Source organism: Deltaproteobacteria bacterium, assembly GCA_030654105.1.
In the GTDB taxonomy this organism is placed as follows: Bacteria; Desulfobacterota; SM23-61; order SM23-61; family SM23-61; genus JAHJQK01.
Genome location: JAURYC010000283.1, coordinates 1 through 10893, shown reverse-complemented (window position 1 = coordinate 10893; position 10893 = coordinate 1). Strand labels below are relative to the sequence as shown.

Annotated in this window: 10 protein-coding genes; 5 read left to right on the top strand and 5 right to left on the bottom strand. The window is 51.0% G+C overall.

From position 1 onward, the window contains the following. A partial coding sequence (locus Q7V48_12225) for a hypothetical protein (protein MDO9211493.1) occupies window positions 1–371 on the bottom strand: 371 nt, incomplete at its 3' end. Between the two features lie 47 nt (window positions 372–418). Continuing rightward, the gene (locus Q7V48_12220) at window positions 419–1948 is read right to left on the bottom strand and encodes a YifB family Mg chelatase-like AAA ATPase (protein ID MDO9211492.1); all 1530 of its coding nucleotides are present in this window, start codon (window positions 1946–1948) and stop codon (window positions 419–421) included. Window positions 1949–2143: 195 nt separating this feature from the next. Between Q7V48_12220 and moaC the strand changes: the two genes are divergently transcribed. The 5 genes from moaC to Q7V48_12195 are packed head-to-tail and all read left to right on the top strand — an operon-like array spanning window position 2144 to window position 7107. Further along, window positions 2144–2680 carry a cyclic pyranopterin monophosphate synthase MoaC gene (gene moaC, locus Q7V48_12215; protein MDO9211491.1) on the top strand — a complete coding sequence of 179 codons (537 nt, stop codon included), beginning with the start codon at window positions 2144–2146 and terminating at the stop codon, window positions 2678–2680. Window positions 2681–2719: 39 nt separating this feature from the next. Then, window positions 2720–3088, top strand: coding sequence for an RNA polymerase-binding protein DksA (gene dksA, locus Q7V48_12210; protein ID MDO9211490.1), 369 nt, complete (start codon window positions 2720–2722; stop codon window positions 3086–3088). Between the two features lie 16 nt (window positions 3089–3104). After that, window positions 3105–3761 (top strand): MBL fold metallo-hydrolase, encoded by a 657-nt coding sequence (locus tag Q7V48_12205; protein ID MDO9211489.1) that lies wholly within the window; start codon window positions 3105–3107, stop codon window positions 3759–3761. Between the two features lie 18 nt (window positions 3762–3779). Beyond that, complete coding sequence (locus tag Q7V48_12200) at window positions 3780–4871, top strand: FecR domain-containing protein (GenBank protein MDO9211488.1); 1092 nt, start codon at window positions 3780–3782, stop codon at window positions 4869–4871. 19 nt (window positions 4872–4890) lie between these two features. Next, window positions 4891–7107, top strand: a complete 2217-nt coding sequence (locus Q7V48_12195) for a CHASE2 domain-containing protein (protein MDO9211487.1) — start codon at window positions 4891–4893, stop codon at window positions 7105–7107. Window positions 7108–7470: 363 nt separating this feature from the next. Here the strand turns inward: Q7V48_12195 and der are convergent, their stop codons facing one another. The 3 genes from der to Q7V48_12180 form a co-directional block, all read right to left on the bottom strand. Continuing rightward, the gene (der, locus tag Q7V48_12190; protein MDO9211486.1) at window positions 7471–8796 is read right to left on the bottom strand and encodes a ribosome biogenesis GTPase Der; all 1326 of its coding nucleotides are present in this window, start codon (window positions 8794–8796) and stop codon (window positions 7471–7473) included. 140 nt (window positions 8797–8936) lie between these two features. Further along, window positions 8937–10508: a long-chain-fatty-acid--CoA ligase gene (locus Q7V48_12185; GenBank protein ID MDO9211485.1), complete on the bottom strand. Its 1572-nt coding sequence runs from the start codon at window positions 10506–10508 to the stop codon at window positions 8937–8939. Beyond that, the coding region (locus tag Q7V48_12180) for a 3-hydroxyacyl-CoA dehydrogenase family protein (protein ID MDO9211484.1) at window positions 10505–10893 on the bottom strand (389 nt) is incomplete at its 5' end. The genes Q7V48_12180 and Q7V48_12185, both read right to left, overlap by 4 nt.

Below are 10893 nucleotides of genomic sequence, written 5' to 3'. Positions count from 1 at the left end.
TTGTCAAGACCCATGTCCGTGCACTGGACGATGTTGAAGCGCTCGCCGTTAGGGTCTGACTTAGTTATGAGCCTTTCGAAGATCACCGGCAGGCCATTACTTACCGGCCCAAGGGCGAACATGCACATTCTTTTCGGACACTCCTCCGTAATCAGTTGACCCCCGGCGGTCATCACAAACCGATCGCCAACCTTGTGCTGAGCATGGCATCCTTGGGAATCGATCACCTCGGCGATGATCCGTCGCTTTACGAAGTCAGGAGTTTGCGTGACCATCTTCACCTTCTCAGGGTCCGACCGAAAGACCTTCATTTCCTCATCGGTATATCCCATGTGCTTCTGGAAACGGCGCCAAATTTCTTCAACCTCCATCTTAATCCCTCCTCTAAAAAAGATTGTTCTTGAGAAAAAGCCTTCAATCAGAGCAAAGTGCGGTCCAGGCTGCGGTACTGGATGGCTTCGGCGATATGTTGGGCCGTGATCTCCTCAACACTCTCCAGATCTGCACTGGTGCGGGCGATCTTAAGGATGCGCGTGTAGGCGCGGGCGGAAAGCCCCAGCTTGTCGATAGCCTGTTCCAGGAGGGCCTTGGAGTCCTCCCCGATCTGACAATATTTTTTCAAATATCGGGGGGTCATCTGGGCGTTACAATAGATGCGCTTACCATTGAAGCGCAGCCGCTGAAGTTCCCTTGCCCGGTTGACGCGCCCTTTGATGGTCTCGGAATCTTCCCCAGAGGCTTCTCCCGTAAGATCCCGGTAACGCACCGCCGGAACCTCAATATGAATGTCGATGCGGTCCATCAACGGCCCAGAGATCTTGGAGCGGTAGCGAAGGATCTGCGGAATCGTGCAAGTGCATTCCCGGTTGGGGTCCGTGTAGAAACCGCAGGGACAAGGATTCATGGCTGCCACCAGCATGAAAGAAGACGGAAAGGTTAGGGAGGAAAGGGCCCGGGAAATGGTCACTCTACCGTCTTCCAGCGGCTGGCGCAGGACTTCCAATACATTCTTTTTAAACTCCGGCAGTTCGTCTAAAAAGAGAACACCGTTATGTGAAAGGCTCACCTCTCCCGGCCTGGGAATGTGGCTCCCTCCGATGAGGCCGGCGTCGGAAATGGTATGGTGAGGGGAACGAAAAGGACGCGTAGCAATCAAAGCGCTGTGGGGTGGCAGCAGGCCTAAAACACTGTAAACTCGGGTTACTTCGATGGCTTCTTCAAACGAGAGGTCGGGCAGGACCGTTGAGATTCTTTTGGCCAGCATGGTTTTACCCGCCCCGGGTGGACCGATCATGATGATGTTATGTCCACCGGCCGCGGCAATCTCCAAGGCTCGCTTCACGTGCTCCTGGCCTTTGACTTCATTGAAATCCTCGGCGTAATGCTTTTCCCGGCTAAAGATTTCCTGGAGGTCCACAAAGGTAGGCAGGATCGTCTTTTGGCCATTGAGAAAATCTACCACCTCGGAAAGGACATCCACCCCCAAAACATCAATTCCCTGGACCACAGCGGCTTCCTCGGCATTTTCTTTGGGCAAAAGGACCCCGCGTTTGCCCTTGCTTTTTGCAGCCATAGCCAAAGAAAGGGCCCCTCGGATGGACTTTACCCGGCCATCGAGGGAAAGTTCTCCTAAAAGAAGATATTCTTCCAGAAGGATCGGGGAGGCGACTCCAAGGGCTGCGAGGATCCCTACGGCAATAGGCAGGTCAAAGCCAGCCCCTTCTTTCTTCACGTCGGCCGGGGCGAGATTGACGGTAATCCTTTTGGGAGGGAAGTCATAACCGGAGTTCTTGATGGCCGACTTCACGCGTTCCTTCGATTCTTTGACCGCACCATCCGGAAGCCCAACCGTGGCAAAAACAGGAAGGCCCTGAGCAATATCTACCTCTACCTCCACTATATAAGCATCAATTCCCAAAATGGCACCGCTCAGAACTTTGGCCAGCATGAAGGACTCCTCTCTTTGGGCTAAAGGGAAGGGTTGATTTAAACGTTGACGAAGGAGGATTTTTTTTTAATACTTATAACAAAAGGTTTTGGGTAGGGCAAGCCTTTATTAATTGCGGATTTCAGATTGCGGATTGGGGAATAAAAAAAGGAATTGAAGTGTTTTTTAAATAGCCTTTGAATCAGAGAGGGGGATATGGCCAAACTCAGTCATTTCGACCCAGAAGGGCGGGCACGGATGGTAGACGTGAGCGCCAAGAGAGTGACCCATAGAACGGCGGTGGCCTCAGGGCGGGTAATCATGAAAGCCGATACCTTGCGGCGTATCGTGGACAAAGAAATCGAGAAGGGGGATGTCTTAGGAGTCGCTCGGGTGGCCGGGATCATGGCCGCAAAACGCACAGGCGAAATCATCCCCATGTGCCATCCTTTGAGCATTGACAGTGTGGAGATTTTCTTCCGGCCGGAGGCCAAGCGTTGCGAAGTGTATATTGAGACCCAGGTAAAATCCACGGGGAAAACCGGGGTAGAGATGGAGGCTTTGCTGGCAACGGGGGTGGCTGCCCTGACGATTTATGACATGTGTAAAGCCATCGACCGGGGGATGATCCTTGCGGACATCAAGCTCATGAAAAAGTCCGGAGGCAAAAGCGGGATCTATATCAGGCCTGCAGAAAAGGAAAAGGACCTTAAAAAACCAGGGAAACTTCTTTACTCTTATTCTAAGATATGATATATTTTCTATATTTTTTTAGACCCTTGGGGGAAAAAGATGGAAAAAGGGAGGCTCGCTTATTTCGAGGAGCTTCTAACCAATCGTTTAGAAGGTTTGCTCAATGAGGCGGAAAAGACTGTCACCGGCATGACCAATGATAAAAATACTTTTCCCGACCCCACAGACCGAGCTAATTTAGAGACGGACCGCAATTTTTTATTGCGCCTCCGCGACCGCGAGAGAAAGCTGATTCTGAAGATCAAAGAGGCTTTGGCCAGGATCGAGGACGGAACCTTTGGCATCTGCGAAGAATGCGGGGAAGAAATTTCCGAAGAAAGGTTGAAAGCCCGCCCCGTGACCACGCTATGCATCGAATGCAAGACGAAAGCTGAAGCCGAAGAGAAGAAAAAAATCTCTCTCGGCTAAGAAAGGGACCAAGGCAATGAAAGTAAAATGGTATGGCCATTCAGCTTTTTTGCTTACCTCTAGCCAAGGGTTTAAAATCATCACCGATCCCTACGAATCTGGGGGTTTCGGGGGGGCCATCGGCTATGGCCAAATTCCGGATGAGGCCGATGTGGTTCTGGTAAGTCACGATCATGCCGATCATAATTACGTAAAAGGCCTTCCGGGGAAACCAATGGTGGTGCAAGGCTCAGGCACCCACCGGGTAAAAGACTTAGAGGTAAGAGGGATTGCCACGCACCACGATGAAGGACAGGGTTCCCAAAGGGGAGGGAATACCACTTTCTGTTTCACTCTCGACGGTCTTCAAATATGCCACCTGGGCGACCTTGGACACGTACCCACCGAACAACAGGTTAAACAAATCGGCCCGGTGGACTTACTTCTTATGCCCATCGGAGGCGTTTACACCATAGACCCCCCCCAGGCTACCTTGACGGCTCAGCAATTGAATCCCCGGGTGATCATCCCCATGCATTTCAAAACTCCTCGATGCGGTTTTCCCCTAGCGCTCGTGGAAGAGTTTACCAAAGGAAAGTCATCGGTTAAAAATCTTGGGGCCAGTGAATGGGAGATCAAGAGGGAAAATCTCCCCCCAACACCTGAGATTATCGTTTTGCAGCCAGCCCTTTAACAGCGGAGGTTGGGTCTGATGAAGCGCAATCATCCCCTGCGGTATCTCCTTTTTTGCCTTTTTACCCTTTCCGTCCCTTTGCTTTTTAACCCCTTGAATGCCGATGAAGCGCAGCTCGTCCGGGTGCGTAAAGGGGATACCATCAGCTACCTCTCTTTCAAGATATACGGAATGTACGACCTCGGAATCGTCGAACTCCTGCGGCGAGAAAACCCCCAGATTAAAGATATCAATTTAATCTACGCTGGCCAGCAGCTCCGCTTTCCGAAACCCGTGGCCATGAAAAAATGGTTGAGTGAAAAATCCCTGAAGCCCGGAGAACCAAGCCCGCCCCCGACTCCCAAGGAACCCCGCCCAGCCAAAGAGGAGCCCGCGAAAGAGGAGATCCTGCCCGGGATGCAAGTCCGAGCGAATAAAGGAGTTGTCACCTATCTGGATGGGCAAGTACAAGTGAAAAAAAGCGAGAATCCCCAGTGGTCTCCAGCTCGACCCAACTATATTTTATATGAAAAAGACCAGATCAAGGTTCTGGCCAAATCGCGAGCCGAGCTAATTTTAGACAACCAGAGTGTCATGAGGCTTTCGGAAAACACTCTCTTAACCCTCCACAAGCTTGAGGAAGAAAAGGCTTCCCAAAAGGAAACGACCTGGACGGACCTTTCCTTGGGAAAATTATGGACCCGCGCCGCCAAGTTTTTCAACCCGGCTTCACGCCTGGAAGTAAGAACACCCACCGCCATCGCTGGTGTCCAAGGAACCATATACCAGGTGAGCGTAACCAACGAGCGGTCTACAAAAATCCAGGTCTTCGAGGGGGCAGTGAATGTTTATAACCCCTTTCCAGCATCCAAACCTCCCCAGGCTGGCCGGGCAACTCCCTTGGGCGAGCCGCAGGAAGTAAAGGGTCCCGAAGAAGTTCCCGGGCCGACTGCCGTTTCCCGTGAAGAATGGACCCAAATTGTCTTACGCCAGTTCCAACAGATTACCGTAACCGACCGCGACATTTCCCGCCCCACCTCTTTCGATATCAGCAAAGAACGGCAAAGCGAGTGGATTCGATGGAACGAAGAAAGAGACTTGGATTTTCAGCCACCGGCAAGGCCCCGTTGATGGCCGGGGAAACTTTTTTATGAGTCCAACTTTCCGAACCCCAGCGAAGAAAATCAAGGTTGGGGATATTCTTCTGGGGATGGGTCTAACCGTCTTTGTTGCCTTTCTTTTTTTTATCCCTTTTAAATTTTTCGAAACCGCCCATTGTAAGCTTTATGACCTTAGCCTCAAAATTCGGGGCTCCCTTATTCCTCCCCAAGGGTTGACCATTGTGGCCATCGATGATGCCTCCCTTGCCCGGGTTGGCAGGTGGCCCTGGCCCCGGACCAAAATCGCCGATTTGATCAATCGCTTGTCTGAAGCCGGCGCCAAGATTATCGCCGTGGATATTGTCTTCCTTCCGGTGCAAGGGGAAAAAACCAACGGGAGCGATCAGCTATTCGGAGAAGCCACCCGCCGGGCGGGAAATGTCATTTTCCCTTTTTATTTTACGCTGGGAAAATCCCAAGAAGGAGCAAAGAAAGCCGTTATTACCTCTCCTGTCGCTGCGGCTTCCTTTTTGCTCTTCGATGACCCCAAGAAATTTACTGACTTTCCCCCTCCGTCCGCCAACGAGATTTTTGCCCCCCCTCCAGAAATCTCTCAAGGGGCCAAGGCCCTCGGACACATCAATGTCCTTCCCGATACGGATGGCAAGGTGCGCTGGGATCCATTGATCATCGAGTATGGTGGACATTACTACCCTTCTTTCAGTTTGCAAGTCGCGGCCTCGGCCCTGGGGCTGTTGAGAGGGGACATCACCGTTCGCGTAGGTCATTCCATCCGTTTAGGGAATAAAAAAATCCCAACTAACCCCCAAGGGATGATGCTCCTGAATTATTATGGAGACAATCAAACCTTCCCCTATCATTCCTCTGCCGATGTCCTTGCGGGAAAAACTCCGGCAGAGACTTTTAAGGAAAAAATCGTTTTCGTGGGAGTAACCGCTGCCGGGATGTCTGCCGGAGCCCATGACCTCATGGCGACTCCCTTCTCTAACCAATTTCCCGGTGTAGAAAAACACGCCCATGAAGTCGCTTCTGTCCTCCAAGGCCGCTTTATTTCCCGTCCAACCTGGGCTTCTTTCGGGGAGTTTGGGTTGATTTGGGGGATGGGACTTCTGCTCACTTTTTTGTTACCGAAGGTTCGGCCGACTTATCAGCTCGCCACAAGTCTAATCGTTCTCTTGGCGTTAGGCGGGCTGATGATCGCGGCCATTTTTCAGGGAACGTGGATCAAAATCTTTTTCCCTGGCTTGCTGGTAATCCTCCAGTATGTTGCGGTTACGGCTCGCCGGGCTCCCATGGTCCAAAAGGAAACGACTCGCGCCACCGATTTAACGGGCATCGTCCATGACGAAGATGAACTGCCTGGGGTAGCCGACCGGGCAACCCGTCCGGAGGCCGCTGGCTCCGTTCAAAAGATCGGCAGGTATGAGATCTTAGGAGAGCTCGGGCATGGGGCGATGGGAGTGGTGTATAAAGGAAGAGATCCGATCATTGACCGCTTGGTGGCTATCAAGACCATTCGTTTCGACCGGTTCTATGAAGAACAAGAGATTCAAAATCTGAAGGAACGGTTTTTTAAGGAAGCCCAAGCTGCTGGACAGCTTATCCACCCCAACATCGTTACGGTCTTTGACGTGGGCGAAAATAAAGGACTCTCTTTCATGACCATGGAATACATCGAAGGGGAGAGTCTTTCCCAATTTACGGCCAGAGGCCGCCTGCTGCCCCCAGAAAAAGTTTTGACGATAATCATCGAAGCCGCCGAAGCCCTGGATTTTGCCCACCGCCGGGGGATCGTCCATCGCGATGTGAAACCTGCCAATATTATGCTCACCCCCACGGGGCAAGTAAAGGTAATGGACTTCGGTATTGCCAAACTCCCTACTTCCACGCTCACCCAAACGGGGTCCATTCTGGGCACTCCTTCTTACATGTCACCGGAACAAATCAACGGTCTGGACCTTGACGGACGATCTGACCTTTTTTCTCTGGGCAGCGTTTTTTATGAACTTCTCACCGGGACGAAGCCTTTTAAAGGGGAGACGCTCTCTGCTTTATCTAACCAAATTACTCAGGGGACCCCCCAGCCGGTTTCACGGACAAATCCCGACATTCCCCCATCTTGCGATGAAATCCTGCTCCAAGCCTTGGCCAAGGCACCGCAAAATCGTTTCCAGAGTGGAAAAGATATGGCCGAGGCCTTGAAAAAGATCCTTCAAGAAAACAGGGAAAACCCAGTGCAACCCTGAGGGAGGAAAATAAAGAATCGATCATAGAATATTTTGGGACTATTTTGGGCCTTGACTTTTTAGTTTTAAAAATAAACTACCACCGACCTTGTCGGTGGTTTTCTGAATGCGGCGAGACTACGGACATTGTCCTTCGTCTTGCCTGAAATGGTATAAAAAGTTTATCCAAGTATCTTGCTCACCAACAAGGTTGGTTCGCCAAAGGTGTGGGGCTTTCGCCCCCACACCCCACCACTGACATTGTCAGTGGATTAGACTGAAAATTTAAAGGCAATATATGCATATTCAGGGGTGTTGTCAAATATTTTTTCGGGCTTGCCCGGCCAATGGGTGCTGGGTGTCTGAACGTTAGACAAAATTCAGTTATAGGGGTTCTTTTTTCCTCCGGCGCAATAGGATTCGTAAAGGGGCCCCGGCAAATCCGTATCTTTCTCGCAATTGCCGCATCAGATACCGCAGGTAAGGTTCGGTGACTCCTCGGGGTTCATTCGTGAAGAGAACGAAAGTTGGCGGGGCTGTGGCCACTTGGGAGATATAATAAAGCTTCACGGTCCGGCTGCCCGCAAGCGGAGGGGGGTTGTTTTGAAATATTTCCTGAAGCCATTGGTTAAGTTTGGCTGTGGCAATACGTTTACGGTGTTCGCTGATAACCGCATCGATGGTTTCGAAGAGTTTGGATACGCGCTGGCCAGTCAGGGCAGAAATGAAGAGGATGGGTACATAATCAAGGGTCTTGATCTCTTTGCGGATTCTCTTCTTATATTGTTCCAGAGTAGAAGTTTCTTTTTCTACCAAATCCCATTTGTTAACGATGAAAATCAGAGCCCGGCCATTCTCCTCGGCGAATTCAGCGATGCGGGCATCTTGATCGGTCAGCCCCTCGAAGCCATCGAGGAGGATCACAGCCACGTCGCAGCGTTCCAGACTCTTTAGGGCTCTAATCGTCATGTATTTTTCCAATCGTTTGGATACCTTGCTTTTACGGCGGATCCCGGCGGTGTCTATAAAGATGTACTTTCGGCCCTCGCGCCTAAGAGGGGTGTCGATCGCGTCCCGAGTCGTGCCCGGCGTAGAATCAACGACGGCGCGGGGGCGCCCGATGAGTTTGTTCAGGAGGGAAGATTTCCCCACGTTGGGCCGGCCCACCAGAGCTACCCGGATTTCTCCTTCCTCTCTTTCTTCTTGGAGAGGGGTGGGAGTAAGTACTTTAAAAACCCCGTCCATCAAGTCGGCCACGCCTCTTCCATGTTCGGCCGAGATGGAATACAGCGCGGGTACTCCCAGTTGATAAAAATCTATAACGTTCTCCTCCTGCCGCTCGCCATCGATCTTGTTGACCACGTAGAAGACGGGTTTCGTTACTTTCCTAAGGTAATGGGCAACCTCAATGTCCGCGGGATTCAATCCCTCTTTTCCGTCCATTAGAAAAAGGACGAGGTCAGCTTCTTGAATCGCCACTTCGGCTTGCTCCTGGACCTGTTTGGGGATGCGCTCTTTGGCTGCGGGTTCAAAACCGCCGGTGTCGATCAGGAGGAAAGGGTGATCCTCATAAAGAGCCTCGGCATAGTTCCGATCGCGGGTCACGCCAGGTTCATCTTCGACAATGGCCTTGCGCCTTTTGACCAAACGATTAAAGAGGGTGGATTTCCCGACGTTGGGCCGGCCAATGATAACAACAACAGGTTTCATAATTTAGCAGGCGCAATTTCCCCCTTTTCGGAGATGGATACGCGATGAAAATTCAAAATCTCGGCAATCAACCTTCCCTTCGATCGACACCAACAACACAGAGAAGGTATTCCGCTTCAAAGGGGGCCATATATTAGGTTTCAGGCCCTCTCTCGCAGGGCTCTGCGCAGGATTTTGCCCGTGGGGCCTTTGGGCAGAGTCTCCATAAATTCAACGGCCCTCAGCTTTTTGTAAGCTGCCAACCTCTCCTTGACATAATCCATGATTTCTTGCTCGGTGGCGGTTTCTCCGGGCTTTAGAACTATGTAGGCCTTGGGAATTTCTCCCAGCCTCTCATCGGGAACAGCTACCACTGACGCTTCCAGCACTTTGGGATTTTCATAGAGCAAATTCTCTATTTCGATAGGATAGATATTGTAGCCCCCGCATATAATCATGTCTTTCTTGCGGTCAAAGATGTAAACGTACCCGTCCTCGTCGATCATCCCGATATCTCCGGTGTGCAACCAACCATCTTTTATGGCTTCGGCGGTCCCTTCCGGGTTCTTCCAGTATCCCTTCATTACGCAATGACCCCGGCAGCATATCTCTCCATGGGTATTGGGGGGGAGAGTATGATCGTCGTCATCTACAATTTTCACTTCTATCTGCGGCAAAGGATAGCCAACACTCTTGAACTTTCTCGGCAAATCCAATCGATCCATGGTTATGACCGGTGAACTCTCTACCTGGCCATAGGCCTGAATGGTTGTGCAATTATACTTTTCTTCAAATCTCTTCCTTAAATCCAAGGGCGTCATGCTCCCGGTGGTGATACAGACCTCCAGAGAGCTAAGGTCATACTGCGGCTCATCAGACAAGTTCAAGAACGTGGCATAAACTGTAGGCACTGCAAAGGTATAATTAATCTTGTGCCGGGCGATGATCATCGCCGCCTGCTCGGCCACGAATCGCTCCATTACATGCAGGGTAGCGCCCCGGCCAAAAAGCACGAATTGGCCTGCAGCCAGGGAAAGCAGATGGGATAGGGGAAGCAGGCAGATTCCCACCCAATTTTCATTGGCCCCCAGGCCCTCGGCGTAATATTCGGCATTCATATACAGATTGCGATGGGTCAGCATGGCTCCTTTGGGGTTTCCGGTGGTGCCAGAGGTGTAAAGAATGGTGGCGGTATCATCGAGGCTAAGATCGATGCTGAAGAAATTTTCTGAAAATAGGCCGATCCATTTTTCAAAAGAGAGAGCATCGGCCGCGTGGTCCTCCAAACCTACGGCAATGACTTTTTCCAAAGCGGGCAGTTTATTCCTCACTTGCCTCACGGTGTCTAAACATGGGGCCATTGTGATAAGAACCTTCGCTTCCGAGTTAGACAGGAGGTATTCAATCTCTCTGGCCTTGAAGAGGATGTTCATTGGGACAACCACCCCGCCCACCTTCAGGATGCCATAAAAAGAAGTGATGAATTCGAGGCAGTTGGGGAGCCACATTGAAACCCGGTCCCCTTTCTCAACCCCTAGGGACACAAACGCATTGGCCACCTTGTTGGCCTCGGCATTCAGAAGAGAATAAGAATACCCCTTCTCCCCGAATACGACCGCAGTTTTATCTGGCCGGCGAATGGCTTGGTATTCCAAAGAAATGGCGGCCAAATTCATAAGATCACCCCCCAGATGTTTTTCAGCACCATCTTTAAAATCCTCTGCGTCCTTCATAATACCCGGCTTTTTTTCACGCTTGCCGTATAATCATAAACACCCTTGCCGGTTTTGATTCCCAAATGTCCTCCAAGGACTAGTTTTTTCAGTAAAGGGCAGGGCCGATATCGGTCGCCTATTTCCCGATTTAAATACTCCAAGATGGATAATATGGTGTCCAATCCCACGAAGTCGGCCAATTCCAGGGGGCCCATGGGATGCCGTAAATTCAAGCGTACGCCCGTATCGATGTCCTCTGCTTTGCTGACTCCTTCCATAAGGACATAGAAAGCCTCATTGATGAATAGAGGAAACATCCGGTTCAGGCAAAATCCTGGGAAATCTTTAGCCATAAAGACTTCCTTGCCCAATTTCTTAGAGAGCTCCTCCACCAACTGGACGG